Raw genomic sequence first — 16,154 nt, forward strand, 5'->3', positions numbered from 1 at the left:
AGAAAGGGAGGTTTTTATGAACGAAATAATTACGAAGCTAAATGAGCTAGATATTGGGAAAATAAAGGAAAATGAACCATTATCCAATCATTCAACAATGAAAATAGGTGGACCTGCGGATTTGTTTATAGAGCCCACGTCCATTGAAAACTTAATAAAGACAATGGAGATTTTACGTGAATATAAAGTGGAATGGACAGCCATTGGGAGAGGTTCAAACCTGCTTATTTCTGATGCTGGTATTGCAGGGGCTGTGATCAAGCTCGGTGTAGGAGTATCAAACATGGAGTTGATTGGAAACAAGGTAAAGGTTGGCGGAGGTTACTCTCTTGTAAGTCTTTCGACTCAACTAAGCAGAAAAGGGCTTTCAGGTCTAGAGTTTGCTAGTGGGATACCAGGATCCATTGGAGGGGCAGTTTATATGAATGCAGGTGCACATGGATCTGATATCTCCAAGATTATTACAAAATCACATGTTCTATTCGAGGATGGAGAAGTAGCTTGGTTGACAAATGAAGAAATGGAATTTTCTTATAGAACTTCTATTCTACAGAAAAAACGTCCTGGTATTGTATTAGAAGCTGTTTTTGATTTAAAAGAAGGCGATAAGGATTCTATTTCTGCAGAAATGCAAAGAAATAAAGACTATAGAAAAGAAACACAGCCATGGAATTTCCCTTGTGCAGGCAGTATTTTTAGAAATCCATTACCAAATTATGCTGGGAAATTGATTGAGGCTGCTGGATTAAAGGGTTACTCAATTGGCGGGGCAAAAATATCTGACATGCACGGAAATTTTATTGTTAATACAGGAAATGCAAAAGCTGAAGATGTATTAGCGCTGATTAAATATATTAAAAAAACAATTTATGAATTGTACACTATAAATATTGAAACTGAGGTTGAAATAATCGGTCGAAAGTAACGGGAATTAATCCTTACTTATTCCATTTGCTGTGATATAATATTTCATTGAGACAGTGGTTTTTAGTCTTTTTCTCTTAAAAGACGGCATGTAAATTCGTGCCGTTGTTTCTCTTTTTTCAGAAAAATGATATAAAAGACCTATTCGGGTGATTGCTTAACTTAAACTTATCTTCGCAGCCAGAACTTAGCGAACACAATTTTTCTTAAGTAATCGAAAGGTTTAAGTTTATTAGCATACTAAAGTGATATTGAAATATAGATGACGGCTCTGCTAACGGATTTGGAAAACTAAGGAACTCGCTTGGCGAACGTCAAATTTTTCCAAAGATTGCCATTAGAAAGTTATGAGTGTTTTTTAAAGAGGTGTATGGGAATGGAAAAAGGAAAGGTTGTTTCTCTAGAGGACCGTATTCCTAAGCTAAAACAGCAGAGGCGAAAAAAAGCGAATAGACGGCTAATTGTTTTACTGCTAATATTTTTTACGCTTATCTCATTAATCATTTATTTCCAGTCACCATTAAGTCATGTTAATAAAATTCATATTTCAGGAAACTCTATTTACAGTAATGATGAATTAATTGCCTTATCAGGGATTAGCGAGAAAACAAATATTTGGCAGGTAGAAGAAAAGGTCATTAAGAGTAATTTAGAGAAGTTAACTGAAGTAAAATCTGCAAAAGTTCAAATCCATTTACCGAATACTGTTGAAATATCTATTCAGGAATACAAACGAATTGCATACATAATGAAAGATAAAAATTATCTTCCTGTTTTGGAAAATGGACAAGTACTAAAAAATAGTAAAACAGCAGAAATTCCTGCATCTGCCCCTATTCTTATTGGTTTTTCAGAAGGTAAAGAATTAGATGGAATGATTAAAGAACTTGAAGAATTGCCTGAAGTAGTCTTAAATTCAATTTCTGAAATATATCATACTCCCAAAAAAACTGATTCTTTCCATATAACACTTTATATGAATGATGGTTTTGAAGTCAGTGCTACAGTTAGAAGCTTTGCTGAGAAAATGACTCATTATCCTTCAATTGTTAGCCAACTGGACCCAGACAAAAAGGGTATTATCGATTTGGAAGTCGGCTCTTATTTTAAAGCTTATGAACAAGAGGGAGCTGATCAAGTTGAAGAAGAAGATGAAAGTGAAGGGTAATCATGTTATTTTTTCTTTAGTGTTTCTTGTACTTGGTTATATGATTGCTTTTTCTTATCACCTGACCCAACAAAGTGATAATAATAATTCAACGATAACAAGTAAACAATGGGAAAGAGACATAGAGCTTCGTAATCAATTAGTTGAACTTGAGGAAAAAAATCGTTCATTACAGAAGGAATTAAATGAAAAACAAGAAAGAGTTCGGGAAATTGAAAAGGAATTGTCACAAGAAGCTCAAATTTATTTTAATCTTGCTGAAGACACTGAGAAGTATAGAATGTATTTAGGAAAAGTTAAAGTTAAGGGCCAAGGTGTTGAAGTAACTCTTGCGGATGGAGCTTATAATCCGGATGAAGAAAATGTAAATAATTATATTGTTCATGAGCACCATGTGTTTAAAGTTATTAATGAGTTATATATATCAGGTGCATCTGCTATTGCAATTAATGGACAGAGGCTTTCTCATAATTCTTATATCCTTTGCAATGGACCTGTAATTGAGATTGATGGCTATCAACATCCTGCACCTTTTGTCATTACTGCTATTGGAGATTCGGAAGTGTTATCATCTGCACTGAACTTGACAGGAGGTGTAAAGGACTCATTAGTAAATGATAATATTCAGTTTACTCTTGAGGAAAAACCTGAAATTATTATGGAGCCTTTATTAGGGAGCTAGCTGCAATAATCCTCCTAAATCGTCCACAGTTTAGATTAGTTGGAAAGTAAGGTGGGAAAACGTGGACAAATATAAAAAAAATATTAGTTTCACCCTCATAACCGTCATTATTGGCTTTATGCTTGCTATACAATTTCGAACGGTTAAAGAGCCAGTTGTACGTGATACACGAGATACATGGCAATTGAGGGAAGATTTGATTAAAGAAAATGAACTCCAACTAAAACTAATTCGTGAAGTACGTTCGAATGAGGAGAAAATTTCCAAATACGAAACTGAACTAAAACAAAGTAAAGAACAGGTTCTTCGTGATACACTCGGTGAATTAAAAGCTGAAGCAGGATTAACAGATGTGAATGGAAATGGCATCATACTAATAATTGAGCCAATCTATGAAGAATTATTACTTGGTACAGCCGTTTCAACTGTTTCGCCAGATTTATTAAAAAGGCTTGTAAACGAATTAAATATGTATGGTGCGATGCAAATATCAATTGATAACCAGCGTATTATTAATACAACCGTAATCAGGGATATTAATGGAGAAACAAAAATTGATGGTCATTCCTTAAATGGATTTCCCATCGAAATTAAAGTAATTGCTGAAAATGCAAAATCAGCGGACAAGCTATTTAAACGAATGCAAGTTTCAAAATCAGCTGATGAATTTTTTGTTGATAACCTAAGAGTAAAAGTAGTTAAACCAGATGAAATGATAGAAATACCAGCTTATCAAAATACAATTAGAATAAGGGATATGAAGCCTATGGATTCTGAAAAAGGAGGCAATTCATAATGTGGCTTCCTGTACTAGGATTGATCATAGGTGTCATTCTCGGTCTGCTAACAGAAATAAAAATTCCTGATGAATATTCGAATTATTTATCAATTGCTGTTTTAGCAGCACTTGATACTTTATTCGGTGGAATCCGCGCCCAGCTTCAAAATATTTATGATGAAAGAGTCTTTGTTTCAGGTTTCTTTTTCAATATTTTGCTCGCTGCAAGTTTAGCTTTTCTAGGTGTCCATCTTGGTGTAGACTTATACTTAGCTGCTGTATTTGCATTTGGAGTGAGATTATTCCAAAATATTGCAGTGATTAGAAGGATTTTATTGACAAAATGGTCAGTGATTCGTGAAAAAACTGAAAAAAATTAATTTTTTCTAAAGGGAAATTGTTAATTTTGACGAATAATTTTAGTAGTAACTTTGTAAGTGAAAATTGACATTATAGTGTTTGAATGAAGCAATGACAAGTTTTAATCTTTTTTATAAGAAATAGCTCGATCAATTTTTTAAGGATGAGCAAAGGGAGGTGCCAAAGAATGAACAACAATGAAATCTATGTAAGTCTTGACATCGGTACATCCAATGTAAAAGTTATCATAGGTGAAATGGTCAATGACTCTTTAAATATTATTGGTGTCGGCAGTGTACGATCCGATGGCTTAAAAAAAGGAGCTATAGTCGATATTGATGAAACCGTTCATTCAATTAGAAAGGCAATTGAACAGGCTGAAAGAATGATAGGAATGGAAATTACTAGTGTGATAGTAGGCATTACTGGCAACCATGTAATGCTTCAGCCTTGTCATGGAGTTGTGGCTGTTTCAAGCGAAAATAGAGAGATAACGAATGATGATGTTGCTCGAGTCATTGATGCCGCCCAAGTGGTTTCGATTCCTCCCGAAAGAGATATTATCGATGTCATTCCAAAGCAATTCATTGTTGATGGATTAGATGAAATAAGTGATCCTCGAGGTATGATAGGTGTTCGCCTTGAAATGGAAGGCACCATTATTACAGGATCGAAAACAATTTTACATAATACATTACGATGTGTTGAGCGAGCAGGACTTGAGATTATTGATATAACTCTGCAGCCACTGGCTGCCGGTGCATACGCCCTTTCAAAGGATGAAAAGAATCTTGGAGTGGCCCTCGTTGATATTGGAGGAGGCTCCACCACTATTGCATTATTTGATCACGGAAACCTGATAGCAACGAGTGTCCTGCCTGTTGGAGGAGATCATATTACGAAAGATCTCTCTATAGGCCTTCGAACATCAACAGAAGATGCAGAAAAAATAAAAATGAAATATGGGTACGCTTTTTATGATCATGCATCTGAAGAAGAAGTTTTCAGTGTACCGATTATTGGAAGCGACCAGCATCAGCAATTCAACCAGTTGGAAATATCAGATATTATCGAAGCTCGTATGGAAGAAATATTTGATCTTATTCAAAATGAAGTGAGAAGATTAGGTTCCCAAGACTTGCCAGGTGGATTTGTATTAACAGGTGGGGTTGCTAATACACAAGGAATACTTGAATTAGCTCAAGTAATATTTCAAAATCGAGTCCGGATTGCTATTCCAGATTATATTGGTGTTCGGGAGCCTCAGTTTACAACAGCAGTAGGTTTAATAAAATTTGCGTATAAAAATGCGAAAGTGCAAGGTAGGAAAGTTGCGGGGGAAGGGGCCCCTGTTCATACTCCAGAAATAAAAGAAAAACGAGTACCAAAACAACCGCAACCAAAAAAGCCGGAAAAACAACCGGAAGAAAAAATAACATCAAGAGTGAAGAAGTTCCTCGGATACTTTTTTGAATAGCTATTTCAGAGGAAGGATATTGCCTGAAAGAAAAAGCAATCAAATAAAGGTATTCTTTGGGATATCGACGAATTAGGAGGATTTGTCATGTTGGAATTTGATACTAATTTAGATTCATTAGCAACAATTAAAGTCATCGGCGTTGGCGGCGGCGGTAACAACGCTGTTAACCGTATGATTGAGCATGGTGTACAAGGAGTAGAATTTATTGCAGTCAATACAGATGCCCAAGCACTGAATCTATCAAAGGCTGAAGTAAGAATGCAAATTGGAGGCAAACTTACGCGCGGCCTTGGTGCAGGAGCTAATCCAGAAGTAGGGAAAAAGGCTGCTGAAGAAAGCAAAGAACAAATTGAAGAAGCACTCAGAGGTGCTGATATGGTATTCGTTACAGCCGGTATGGGTGGAGGAACAGGTACTGGTGCGGCTCCGGTAATTGCTCAAATTGCCAGAGACTTAGGAGCATTAACAGTTGGAGTAGTTACTCGTCCTTTTACCTTTGAAGGACGTAAGCGCCAAACCCAAGCTGCTGGAGGTATTGCTTCTATGAAGGAGGCAGTAGATACCTTAATCGTTATTCCTAATGATCGTTTATTAGAAATTGTTGATAAAAGCACGCCAATGCTTGAAGCATTCCGTGAAGCTGATAATGTTCTTCGTCAAGGTGTCCAAGGTATATCAGATTTAATCGCAAAACCTGGTTTAATTAATCTTGACTTTGCCGATGTTAAAACGATTATGTCAAGCAAAGGTTCTGCATTAATGGGTATTGGTGTAGCTTCTGGAGAAAATCGTGCCACAGAAGCAGCGAAAAAAGCGATTTCATCACCATTATTAGAAACATCGATTGATGGAGCTCAGGGAGTTCTAATGAATATCACTGGCGGAACAAATATCAGCCTTTATGAGGTTCAAGAGGCTGCTGATATTGTAGCTTCTGCATCTGATCAAGATGTAAATATGATCTTTGGTTCAGTTATTAACGAGAATTTAAATGATGAAATAGTTGTTACTGTCATTGCAACTGGATTTAATGAAGAAAGTACTCATGCAAAAGTGACAAGACCAAGTTTTGGTCAGCAGCAAAAACCGTCAATGAATACTGTTAATCGTGAACCAAAAAGAGAAGAGGTTACACAAGAACCAGTTAGAACTAATTTTTCTCAACAAGGCGAAGATACACTTGATATACCAACATTCCTTCGCAACAGAAATCGGAGAAAATAATTAGAAGAGAAACTGAAACAGAGGCATGACTATTTTATAGTCATGCCTCTGTTTATGCATATTAAACTGTTTGAGGTTCTTTAAGTTCCATGGCAGGTCCAAAGAACTCATAACGAATATTTTCCTTTTTAAAGCCTGATTCTACTAATACTTCATACATAGCTTGCATAAAGCTGACTGGTCCACACATATAGACAATGGATTCTTTATTTTTTACGATCTTATTTAACCATTCTGAAGTAATAAAGCCTTCTTTATCGAATATAGCTGCTTCTATATCAGTTTCCGTTGATTTTTCATAGCAATAATAGCTTTTTACTAAATCGTTCTTCTCTACAATTTGCTTTACTTCATCAACAAAAGCATGGACATTACCATTGATTGCTGCATGGATAAAAGTTGTTTCTTGTTGTTTATTAGCTAATTGGTGAAGCATACAAAGCATAGGTGTGATTCCGACTCCTCCACTAAGAAGAATGGTTGGCTTGTCTGCTTGTTCCTCTAAAACAAATTCTCCAGCAGGTGCACTGATTTCGATGATATCCCCAGCTTTGACATAATTATGCAAATAGTTTGAAACGATCCCCGCAGGCTTTTCATCCATAAGATCTTCCCTTTTTACAGAAATTCGATAGTAAGATTTATCTTGTGATTGGGATAAGCTATATTGACGAATATGTGTATATTGTTCGTTAGGTATAGTGGACAATTTAATGCTTATATATTGACCTGGAATAAATTCTGCGATCGGTTTATCATCTATAGGCTTAAAGTAAAACGATGTAATAACATCACTTTCTTTAACGACTTTTTCCACTTTGAATTCTCTGAAATCCTTCCATCCTCCATGCTGATTTTCTGCAGAGTCATATAAATTTTTTTCTACATGAATAAACGCATTTGCAATTACTTCATATGCTTTAGCCCATGCATTGATAATTTCATCTGTTGCTGCATTCCCTAAAACATCTTTAATTACTAAGAGCAAATGCTCACCGACAATTGGGTAGTGTTCCGGCTTGATCCCTAATGATCGATGCTTATGTCCAATTTGTGTAACGACTGGAATAATCGTTTCAAGCTGGTCAATATATTTTGCCGCTGCATATACAGCGTTTGCTAATGCTTTTTGCTGACGGCTTAGTTTTTGGTTTGCATGATTAAAAATATTTAATAACTCAGGATGGTTGTTGAACATTATTTCATAAAATCTCTTTGTAATTTTTTCTCCATGTTGTTCTAGGACTGGTACTGTGCTTTTAATAATATCAATTGTTTTTTGATCTAACATGATGTCCAAACTCCTTTGCTTTATTGTCACTATAATTATAGGTGATTTAAAAAAGTTGGATTGTGATTTAAATCACACATTTACTAGCAAAGGAGAATTTAAACAACAAAAGATAAATAATGACAAAATACGAAAAGAATAGTGGAAATTTCTAAAGTTTTCGTTCCAGAAAGTGACACACTTTATACAATGGTATACGCTATACTTTTTTTAACAGATTGATAGGCTTAAAAAGCTAGTAATAATTCTTATTATTCTATCGGTTCCCTATGCTCTAATTATGTTCCTACCAATCGATAAGGAGGATGAAGATTGGAGGTCTATTTGGATATTATTTGGGTATTAAATTTATTATTTGATAGCCTACTTCTTTATTTAACGGCGTTAATATTAAAAAGGAATTTAAAAATCTGGAGACTATTTGCAGGAGGCTTAGTTGGTTCAGTAATTATATTATTATCTGTAACCCCTTTAAATACCTATTCGGGCCATCCATTAACAAAATTATTATTTTCTATTTTCATGATATTAATAGCATTTGGATATAAAAGATTTCGATATTTTATTAAAGTGCTTACGACTTTTTATTTAATGACTTTTTTAGTAGGTGGATCTCTGATAGGTGTTCATTATTTTATTAAATTTGATTCCCAGCTAACATCCTCTGTTTTTCTTGCAAGTGTAAAAGGGTTTGGTGACCCAATTAGCTGGTTGTTTGTTCTTCTCGGATTTCCAATTGTATGGCATTTTTCAAAGCGAAAAATGGAAGAAATTGAAATGACAAAAATACAGTATGATTCCTTAATCAAAGTGATTGTTACAATCAATGGAGAATCATACTCATTTAAAGGGTTAGTAGATAGTGGGAATCAGCTTTATGACCCTATTACAAAAATGCCTGTGATGTTTATTTCAATAAAAGGTCTGAAAGAAAATTTTCCGGAAGAATTAGTAAAAGTAGCTCAAAGTCCCGAAAATTTTATAAATGGAGAAGAGCAGATAGCTTCAGAATGGGTTCATAAAATGAGGGTTATTCCATACAAAGTCGTTGGACAAGAACACCAGCTTATTATAGCAGTAAAACCAGATGAAATTATTATAGAAAAAGAGAATGAACTTTATAAAGTGGAGAGAGGTCTTGTATCATTTTCGTTGCAGCAGCTATCTGCAGAAAACGCCTTCCAATGTATTGTCCATCCTAAAATGCTAACTACAATAAAGAAGGTGAAAAGTGATATTCTTGTAAAACATGCATGACTGAATTATAAAGGGGCTTATTACTCGTAGTTTTAATCTTTTTGAAATAGAAATTTAGAGGGAGGACAAATCTTGAAACGCATAAAACTTCGCTTATCATACTATTGGTATAAATTATTAATGAAACTTGGCCTTAAATCAGATGAAGTATACTATATTGGTGGAAGCGAAGCACTGCCTCCTCCTTTAAGTAAAGAGGAGGAAGAGCTTTTATTAGAAAAGCTTCCAAACGGGGATAAAGCAGCAAGATCTATTTTAATTGAAAGAAATTTAAGGCTAGTAGTTTATATTGCAAGAAAGTTTGAAAATACGGGAATTAATATTGAAGATTTAATTAGCATTGGCACAATCGGGCTTATCAAGGCAGTTAATACCTTTAATCCAGAGAAGAAAATAAAACTTGCCACTTATGCATCAAGGTGCATAGAGAACGAAATATTAATGTATTTAAGAAGAAATAACAAAATTCGTTCAGAAGTTTCATTTGACGAGCCTTTAAATATTGATTGGGATGGAAATGAGCTTTTGCTTTCTGATGTTCTAGGAACGGAAGAAGACATTATTACAAAGGATCTAGAAGCGAATGTAGACAAGAAGTTATTATCAAAAGCTTTGCATCAATTATCTGATCGTGAGAAGCAAATTATGGAACTTAGGTTTGGTCTTGGAACAGGAGAGGAAAAAACGCAAAAGGATGTAGCTGATATGCTTGGTATTTCACAATCGTATATCTCTAGGTTAGAAAAGAGAATTATTAAAAGGTTAAAGAAAGAATTTAATAAAATGGTATAGGGTTGTACAATCTTTGTAAAAGGTTGTTATTTAGAAGGCTGTGTTAAAGTTCAGTGTTGATAATGCTATTTTGTTGTTGATTGGAGCGGAAGGCTCGAGATCCTTGAAAATGCATTCGCATTTCCTTCGTGCGGTGTTTATTCGGGGAAGATTATTCAACGTCCTGCGGGAGAAGCTAGTCAAAGGGAGACCCCGCAGGAGCGATAGCGACGAGGAGGCTTCCGGACCGCCCGCTACGCTTTAGTGCCTGTAGCGGAAATCAACAGAGAAATTTAACATAACTATATAGAAAATAAAACAAATGACTGTGGAGTTATGCGTACAAATTGTTTTCTCTATCTTTAAGAAAACAAATTGTACGCTTTTCCACAGTTTTTTTATTTGCATTATTTTTTTATTTAAAAATTTTTTACATATAAAATAGCTAAATAAGGCTAGCTTTTATGGAGTTTGGCTTTTTTTCTCGTATTAGTTGCTTGAATGAAGGTGCATAATTTTCCTCCCCAAGGAAATACTGTTTTTTGTACAGCAGCTCCTGTGAGGAGGGAAAAGATTGACTCGAAATAAAGTAGAAATTTGCGGTGTTGATACTTCAAAGCTTCCAGTTTTGAAAAACGAAGAAATGAGAGAGCTCTTCAAGCAAATGCATAAGGGTGATATAACCGCACGGGAAAAACTCGTCAATGGTAATTTACGCCTTGTTCTCAGTGTTATTCAGCGTTTTAATAATAGGGGTGAATTTGTCGATGACCTATTCCAGGTCGGCTGTATCGGTCTTATGAAATCTATTGATAATTTTGATCTAAGTCAAAACGTAAAGTTTTCCACCTATGCTGTTCCCATGATTATCGGAGAGATTAGAAGGTATTTGCGGGATAATAATCCAATTCGAGTCTCTCGTTCATTAAGGGATATTGCGTACAAAGCATTGCAAGTGAGAGAACGCTTGATGAGTAAAACATCAAAAGAACCAACAGCAGCGGAGATCGCGAAGGAACTAGATGTACCGCATGAGGAAATTGTTTTTGCTTTAGATGCTATTCAGGATCCAGTTTCTTTGTTTGAACCTATCTACAATGATGGCGGAGATCCGATTTATGTGATGGACCAACTAAGCGATGAAAAAAACAAGGATATTCAATGGATTGAGGAAATAGCGTTAAAAGAAGGGATGAGAAGGTTAAACGAGCGGGAAAAGCTCATTTTAAGAAAGCGTTTTTTTCAAGGGAAAACCCAAATGGAAGTTGCGGAGGAAATTGGCATTTCTCAAGCCCAAGTATCAAGACTTGAAAAAGCCGCAATAAAACAAATGAATAAAAATATACAAAGCTAAAGCTGCCATTTGGCAGCTTTAGCTTTGTATATTTTTATCCCTAATTAACGGGCTGTAAAATCTCAACTGATTGAGGTTTAACAATACGTAATGAGTATCCAGCTTTTTCTTTCTGCATATAACAATAATTTATTAAATAAATTCATATATATAAATCAGGGACAAAAAGGTGGAGGTGGGAGGCAATGATCAAAATTTCAGAATTCCAACAAAAAGATGTCATTAACGTGGCAAATGGAAAGAAGCTTGGAAATATAGGAGATATTGATATTAATGTTCAGACGGGAGAAATAAATGCAGTTATTATTGGCGGAACTGGCAAAGTGTTAGGTTTTTTTGGTCGTGAAGAAGATATCATTATCCCGTGGAAAAATATATTAAAAATTGGGGAAGATGTCATATTAGTAAGATTCAAGGATGAAAGTGTGATGAAGGACGTCGAATAAGGGTGTAAAAAAATTTCATTTAACTGTGAAGACATCTTCGTGTGTGGTAAACTATAGAAAAATGAGAAGTGCGCAAGCTAATTGAAAGAGGAACGTAAACTAATACCTGCAACGTCTTGTACTTAGAGGATGGCTGCTTGCGCTAGACAAGTTGAGGATTGTTAAATGGACCCATTTATTTTGAATAGAAGCGAATATTTTGTCATAAAAGAATGGACTGAAATATTTCCCGGTTTATTGGCAGGCTTTACAAGTAAAAATGGTGGATTTAGCAAAAATCATTTTTCTTCCATGAACCTTGGTCTCCATGTAAAGGATTCATCAGAATCCGTTAGGAAAAATCGTGAATCAATAGCAAAAATATTAAAATTTCCGCTTGATACATGGGTTGGGGCTGAACAAACACATGAGATTCACATTCAAAAGGTATCAAAAGTCTATGGTGGTAAAGGCTCGGTTGATTATGAGGAGTCTTTCAATGGAACGGATGGTTTTTTTACTTTCGAAAAAGGCCTATTATTAACTTTATGCTATGCTGATTGTGTTCCTCTCTACTTTTGTCATGAAAGTACAGGAGCAATTGGTGCTGCTCATGCAGGCTGGAAAGGGACTGTAAATGGCATTGCAAGAGAAATGGTAAATTTATTTAAAAATGAAGGAATGGATTTAGAAGACCTTCATGTGGTGATCGGTCCTTCAATTTGCAGAAACTGTTATATAGTTGATGATCATGTTATATCAATAATCGAAAATAGACTAGAAGATATTGATAATAAACCATATAATCAAATTGAAGAGAATCAATATTATCTTGACCTAAAACAATTAAATAAAGAAATCCTTATTCAATCTGGAGTCTTTGAAAAAAACATAAAAGTATCAAATTTATGCACCAGCTGTCAAAATGACCATTTTTTCTCACACCGAAGAGATAAAGGGAAAACTGGAAGAATGATGAGTTTTATTGGCTGGAAGGAGGATTTACAGTCTTAAATGAAAGTAGTAGAGAATCTGAAAGAAATCCAATTAAAAATAAAAGAAGCATGTGAAAAGTCTGAACGTAATATAGAAGATATAAAAATAATTGCAGTAACTAAATATGTCTCAACTAGCAGAGCATTAGAAGCTCTTAATGCAGGTGTTGTTCATTTAGGAGAAAATAGAGATGATGGGCTATTGGAAAAATGGGAAGAGTTAAAGGACAAGCCTGTATGGCATTATATTGGATCACTACAAACACGGAAAGTGAAAAATATAATAGATAAAGTTGAATATATTCACTCTTTGGATAGAATATCACTTGCAAATGAAATTAATAAGCGAACTGAGAAACAAATAAAATGTTTAGTTCAAGTGAATGTTTCCGGTGAAGAATCGAAGCATGGATTACAGCCTCATGAAGTGAATGAATTTATATCCAAGCTTATTGAATACCCGAATATACATGTTTGCGGGTTGATGACAATGGCTCCGTTAACTTCTGATGAAAAAGTTATACGCTCATGTTTTCGAAAGCTTAAAGAATTGCAAATTGAGATCCAAAACCTAAAACTTGATTATGCGCCGTGTAACGAGCTTTCGATGGGGATGTCAAATGATTATAGTATAGCGATTGAAGAAGGAGCTACTATGGTCCGTATTGGAACAGCATTAGTAGGTGAGGAAATCTAGGAATTGGAGGTAAATAGATATGAGTATTAAATCAAAATTCAAAACATTTTTCTTCCTAGATGATGATGATTATGAAGATAGGGAAGAAGAAATGATCGAAGAAGAAACAGAGCAAAATAAACAGCAAACTCAAATTCATCAAAAACAACAGGCACAGAAGAATAATATTGTCAGTCTGCAAAGTGTTCAAAAGTCTTCGAAAGTAGTATTAGTAGAGCCGCGGGTATATGCAGAGGCTCAAGATATTGCAGATCAATTAAAAAATAGACGTGCAGTAGTTGTAAATTTACAAAGAATTGATAAGGATCAAGCAAAAAGAATTGTTGACTTTTTAAGCGGTACTGTTTATGCAATTGGTGGAGATATCCAAAAAGTTGGAATAGATATATTTCTCTGTACACCTGATAATATTGAAGTTTCAGGTAATATCTCTCAAATTATGCAAGAACAAGATTTTGAAAATACAAGGTGGTAATATTTAATGGTACTTTTATATCAAGTGTTGTCTTCACTCATTTCTATATATTCCTGGGCTTTAATCATTTATATTCTTTTGTCCTGGTTCCCAAATTCAAGAGAATCCGGATTTGGTCAGTTTTTAGCACGAATATGTGAGCCATATTTAGAACCGTTTAGAAAAATTATTCCTCCAATTGGTATGATCGATTTTTCTCCTATCGTTGCGATCTTAGTTCTTAGATTAGCGACAGGTGGATTAAGACAATTATTTCTTTGGATTGCATAATTTGCGAACATAAGAGGGCTTTTTATTAGGCCCCTTTTTGTTTTTTTTAATGTATTGAGCTAATTTCATGGAAATATTCGCTAAGCTTTTTTGAAGGGGAATATTAGAATGTCTATTTATCAGCATTATCGTCCTGAAGAAAAGGAATTTATTGATCAGGTTCTTAATTGGAAGAATACAGTGGAAGCTGATTACGCTCCAAAGCTCACGGATTTTCTAGACCCGAGGGAACAGGAAATTGTAAATAACATCATTGGAATTAATCATGATGTGAAAGTGAACCTGTTCGGCGGAACTAGCTTAGCCGAAAGGAAGAGAGCCCTTATTTTCCCTGAATATTTTCAATGTGAAGAACAAGATTTTAATATATCTCTATATGAAGTGATCTACCCAAAGAAATTTATTACGATAGAGCATCCACAAGTGCTTGGAAGTTTAATGTCGACTGGATTAATACGGGGAAAGTTTGGTGACATTCTTTTTCAGGAAGATCGAATCCAATTTTTTGTCACTCAGGAAATTGAAGAGTACTTATGTATTCAATTAGAATCAATAGGCAGAGCAAATGTGAATTTGAAAAAATCGCCATTAATTAATGCAATTCAACAAACTGATCATTGGCTGGAATTATCTATAGTAATATCATCTCTCCGGTTAGATACAGTAATATCAGCTGTTTTCAATATTTCAAGGCAGAAATCTCAAAGCCTGATTCAACATGGTCTCGTTAAGGTCAATTGGACAAGTATTGAAAATTCAGCATTTGAATGCAGAAAAAGTGATATTATTTCTGTTAGAGGATTTGGCCGAACAAAGATTATTGGAATTGAAGGAAAAACGAAAAAAGATAAATGGAAAATAGCTGCTGGAAAACAAAAATAATAATTAATATTGCAGGAATTTGGTGCAAGTTGTCGAATTGTTGAATGTAAGTTTAAATTTTTTATTTTATAATATACATAAATAATTGAACATTGATTTTGGGAGGTGGCCATGATGCCATTAACACCGTTAGATATTCATAACAAAGAATTCAGCAAAGGATTTCGCGGATATGATGAAGACGAAGTAAATGAATTTCTTGACCAAGTGATAAAAGATTATGAAATTTTAATTCGTGAAAAAAAGGAATTAGAAGAAAAATTAAATGATCAAAATGAACGAATTGGCCATTTTAATAATATTGAAGAAACGCTAAATAAATCAATTGTTGTGGCACAAGAAGCAGCTGAAGAAGTAAAAAGAAATGCGCAAAAAGAAGCGAAGCTAATTATAAAAGAAGCTGAAAAGAATGCAGATCGCATTGTAAATGAGTCTTTATCAAAAGCTCGAAAAATCGCTCTTGAAATTGAAGAGCTGAAAAAGCAATCGAAGGTGTTCAGAACACGATTTAAAATGCTGATTGAGGCTCAGTTAGATTTATTGAATAATGATGATTGGGATCATTTACTTGCATATAAGCTTGATGCAACTGAGTTAAAATCTGCACAGGAAGAAGATTCATTAGCTTGACGAAAGCTGAATACATCGAATATAATTTTAAAAACAAAGTTAATTAAGAATTGTAACTGTGAGAGGGACAGTACATTTTTCTATAAGCTTATTAACCAATGCGGTATTCAAGAAATATGCATTGTTAGCGAAACGGGGATAGTGAAAGCCCGAAATAAGCTGAAAACTTGGAAGATCACCCTCGAGTTCCTTATTGAACATCCTTATTTGGATTATTAGATAAAGGCGAATCATTCACGTTATGAATGTTTAAAGCGGATAGAAATATGTTTTAAGTCTTTCTATCTACAAGGGTGGTACCGCGGGAAATATAAACCTTCTCGTCCCTTTTTGGGATGAGAAGGTTTTTTTATTTTTTTAGCTGTGTTAAAGCACAATGTTGATAATTCTATTTTGTTGTTAATTGGAGCGGAAGGCGCGAGACTCCTGCGGGAGAAGCGAGTCAAAGGAAGACCCCGCAGGAGCGATAGCGACGAGGAGGCTTCCGGATC

The 16,154-nt window shown here is 34.8% G+C and carries 18 protein-coding genes; 17 read left to right on the forward strand and 1 reads right to left on the reverse strand.

Features of this window, described 5'->3' with window-relative positions:
- Nucleotides 1–16 precede the first annotated feature (16 nt).
- The 7 genes from murB (at nucleotide 17) to ftsZ (ending at nucleotide 6,616) form a co-directional block, all read left to right on the forward strand.
- Entirely contained in the window at nucleotides 17–925 is a 909-nt protein-coding gene (gene murB / locus KHA94_RS02730) for a UDP-N-acetylmuramate dehydrogenase (protein WP_213100607.1), read from the forward strand.
- A 375-nt stretch (nucleotides 926–1,300) separates the two neighbouring features.
- Nucleotides 1,301–2,092, forward strand: coding sequence for a cell division protein FtsQ/DivIB (locus KHA94_RS02735; protein ID WP_213100608.1), 792 nt, complete (start codon nucleotides 1,301–1,303; stop codon nucleotides 2,090–2,092).
- Entirely contained in the window at nucleotides 2,040–2,774 is a 735-nt protein-coding gene (locus KHA94_RS02740; RefSeq protein ID WP_213100609.1) for a DUF881 domain-containing protein, read from the forward strand. The genes KHA94_RS02735 and KHA94_RS02740 overlap by 53 nt, the downstream gene beginning before the upstream one ends.
- Nucleotides 2,775–2,835: 61 nt before the next feature.
- Entirely contained in the window at nucleotides 2,836–3,570 is a 735-nt protein-coding gene (locus tag KHA94_RS02745; RefSeq protein WP_213100610.1) for a DUF881 domain-containing protein, read from the forward strand.
- Nucleotides 3,570–3,932: a small basic family protein gene (locus KHA94_RS02750; protein WP_213100611.1), complete on the forward strand. Its 363-nt coding sequence runs from the start codon at nucleotides 3,570–3,572 to the stop codon at nucleotides 3,930–3,932. Before KHA94_RS02745 ends, KHA94_RS02750 begins: the two co-directional genes overlap by 1 nt.
- 167 nt (nucleotides 3,933–4,099) lie before the next feature.
- On the forward strand, nucleotides 4,100–5,389 hold the full coding sequence (gene ftsA / locus KHA94_RS02755) for a cell division protein FtsA (RefSeq protein WP_213100612.1): 1,290 nt from the start codon (nucleotides 4,100–4,102) through the stop codon (nucleotides 5,387–5,389).
- Nucleotides 5,390–5,476: 87 nt separating this feature from the next.
- Nucleotides 5,477–6,616, forward strand: a complete 1,140-nt coding sequence (gene ftsZ / locus KHA94_RS02760) for a cell division protein FtsZ (protein WP_213100613.1) — start codon at nucleotides 5,477–5,479, stop codon at nucleotides 6,614–6,616.
- Between the two features lie 61 nt (nucleotides 6,617–6,677).
- On the opposite strand, the gene hmpA is transcribed toward ftsZ, so the two are convergent.
- Entirely contained in the window at nucleotides 6,678–7,907 is a 1,230-nt protein-coding gene (hmpA, locus tag KHA94_RS02765) for an NO-inducible flavohemoprotein (protein ID WP_213100614.1), read from the reverse strand.
- A gap of 312 nt (nucleotides 7,908–8,219) precedes the next feature.
- On the opposite strand from hmpA, the gene spoIIGA reads away from it, so the two are divergent.
- The 10 genes from spoIIGA (at nucleotide 8,220) to KHA94_RS02815 (ending at nucleotide 15,663) form a co-directional block, all read left to right on the forward strand.
- Entirely contained in the window at nucleotides 8,220–9,164 is a 945-nt protein-coding gene (gene spoIIGA / locus KHA94_RS02770; RefSeq protein ID WP_213100615.1) for a sigma-E processing peptidase SpoIIGA, read from the forward strand.
- A 72-nt stretch (nucleotides 9,165–9,236) separates the two neighbouring features.
- Nucleotides 9,237–9,956: an RNA polymerase sporulation sigma factor SigE gene (sigE, locus tag KHA94_RS02775; protein WP_057769686.1), complete on the forward strand. Its 720-nt coding sequence runs from the start codon at nucleotides 9,237–9,239 to the stop codon at nucleotides 9,954–9,956.
- 553 nt (nucleotides 9,957–10,509) lie between these two features.
- Nucleotides 10,510–11,289: an RNA polymerase sporulation sigma factor SigG gene (gene sigG / locus KHA94_RS02780; RefSeq protein WP_213100616.1), complete on the forward strand. Its 780-nt coding sequence runs from the start codon at nucleotides 10,510–10,512 to the stop codon at nucleotides 11,287–11,289.
- Nucleotides 11,290–11,474: 185 nt separating this feature from the next.
- Complete coding sequence (locus tag KHA94_RS02785) at nucleotides 11,475–11,735, forward strand: YlmC/YmxH family sporulation protein (protein WP_213100617.1); 261 nt, start codon at nucleotides 11,475–11,477, stop codon at nucleotides 11,733–11,735.
- Nucleotides 11,736–11,900: 165 nt separating this feature from the next.
- A complete protein-coding gene (gene pgeF / locus KHA94_RS02790; protein ID WP_213100618.1) occupies nucleotides 11,901–12,728 on the forward strand; it encodes a peptidoglycan editing factor PgeF in 828 nt (275 codons plus the stop codon).
- Nucleotides 12,729–13,406: a YggS family pyridoxal phosphate-dependent enzyme gene (locus KHA94_RS02795; protein WP_213100619.1), complete on the forward strand. Its 678-nt coding sequence runs from the start codon at nucleotides 12,729–12,731 to the stop codon at nucleotides 13,404–13,406. It abuts the gene before it with no gap.
- 19 nt (nucleotides 13,407–13,425) lie between these two features.
- Entirely contained in the window at nucleotides 13,426–13,881 is a 456-nt protein-coding gene (locus tag KHA94_RS02800) for a cell division protein SepF (RefSeq protein ID WP_213100620.1), read from the forward strand.
- Nucleotides 13,882–13,887: 6 nt separating this feature from the next.
- Complete coding sequence (locus tag KHA94_RS02805) at nucleotides 13,888–14,151, forward strand: YggT family protein (RefSeq protein WP_213100621.1); 264 nt, start codon at nucleotides 13,888–13,890, stop codon at nucleotides 14,149–14,151.
- Nucleotides 14,152–14,259: 108 nt separating this feature from the next.
- Nucleotides 14,260–15,033, forward strand: a complete 774-nt coding sequence (locus tag KHA94_RS02810; protein ID WP_213100622.1) for a YlmH family RNA-binding protein — start codon at nucleotides 14,260–14,262, stop codon at nucleotides 15,031–15,033.
- Between the two features lie 114 nt (nucleotides 15,034–15,147).
- A complete protein-coding gene (locus tag KHA94_RS02815) occupies nucleotides 15,148–15,663 on the forward strand; it encodes a DivIVA domain-containing protein (RefSeq protein ID WP_213101268.1) in 516 nt (171 codons plus the stop codon).
- Nucleotides 15,664–16,154: the final 491 nt, after the last annotated feature.

Origin of the sequence: Cytobacillus citreus, from assembly GCF_018343665.1 — a bacterium.
Classification (GTDB): Bacteria; Bacillota; Bacilli; order Bacillales; family Cytobacillaceae; genus Cytobacillus; species Cytobacillus citreus.

Excerpts from the sequence above, each read along its gene's own strand:
- KHA94_RS02740 (WP_213100609.1), top strand. The coding sequence starts at position 2,040 with ATGAACAAGAGGGAGCTGATCAAGTTGAAGAAGAAGATGAAAGTGAAG.
- KHA94_RS02810 (WP_213100622.1), top strand. The coding sequence starts at position 14,260 with ATGTCTATTTATCAGCATTATCGTCCTGAAGAAAAGGAATTTATTGAT.
- hmpA (WP_213100614.1), bottom strand. The coding sequence starts at position 7,907 with ATGTTAGATCAAAAAACAATTGATATTATTAAAAGCACAGTACCAGTC.
- KHA94_RS02785 (WP_213100617.1), top strand. The coding sequence starts at position 11,475 with ATGATCAAAATTTCAGAATTCCAACAAAAAGATGTCATTAACGTGGCA.
- ftsA (WP_213100612.1), top strand. The coding sequence starts at position 4,100 with ATGAACAACAATGAAATCTATGTAAGTCTTGACATCGGTACATCCAAT.
- KHA94_RS02805 (WP_213100621.1), top strand. The coding sequence starts at position 13,888 with ATGGTACTTTTATATCAAGTGTTGTCTTCACTCATTTCTATATATTCC.
- KHA94_RS02800 (WP_213100620.1), top strand. The coding sequence starts at position 13,426 with ATGAGTATTAAATCAAAATTCAAAACATTTTTCTTCCTAGATGATGAT.
- pgeF (WP_213100618.1), top strand. The coding sequence starts at position 11,901 with ATGGACCCATTTATTTTGAATAGAAGCGAATATTTTGTCATAAAAGAA.
- KHA94_RS02750 (WP_213100611.1), top strand. The coding sequence starts at position 3,570 with ATGTGGCTTCCTGTACTAGGATTGATCATAGGTGTCATTCTCGGTCTG.
- KHA94_RS02795 (WP_213100619.1), top strand. The coding sequence starts at position 12,729 with ATGAAAGTAGTAGAGAATCTGAAAGAAATCCAATTAAAAATAAAAGAA.
- KHA94_RS02815 (WP_213101268.1), top strand. The coding sequence starts at position 15,148 with ATGCCATTAACACCGTTAGATATTCATAACAAAGAATTCAGCAAAGGA.
- KHA94_RS02735 (WP_213100608.1), top strand. The coding sequence starts at position 1,301 with ATGGAAAAAGGAAAGGTTGTTTCTCTAGAGGACCGTATTCCTAAGCTA.
- murB (WP_213100607.1), top strand. The coding sequence starts at position 17 with ATGAACGAAATAATTACGAAGCTAAATGAGCTAGATATTGGGAAAATA.
- ftsZ (WP_213100613.1), top strand. The coding sequence starts at position 5,477 with ATGTTGGAATTTGATACTAATTTAGATTCATTAGCAACAATTAAAGTC.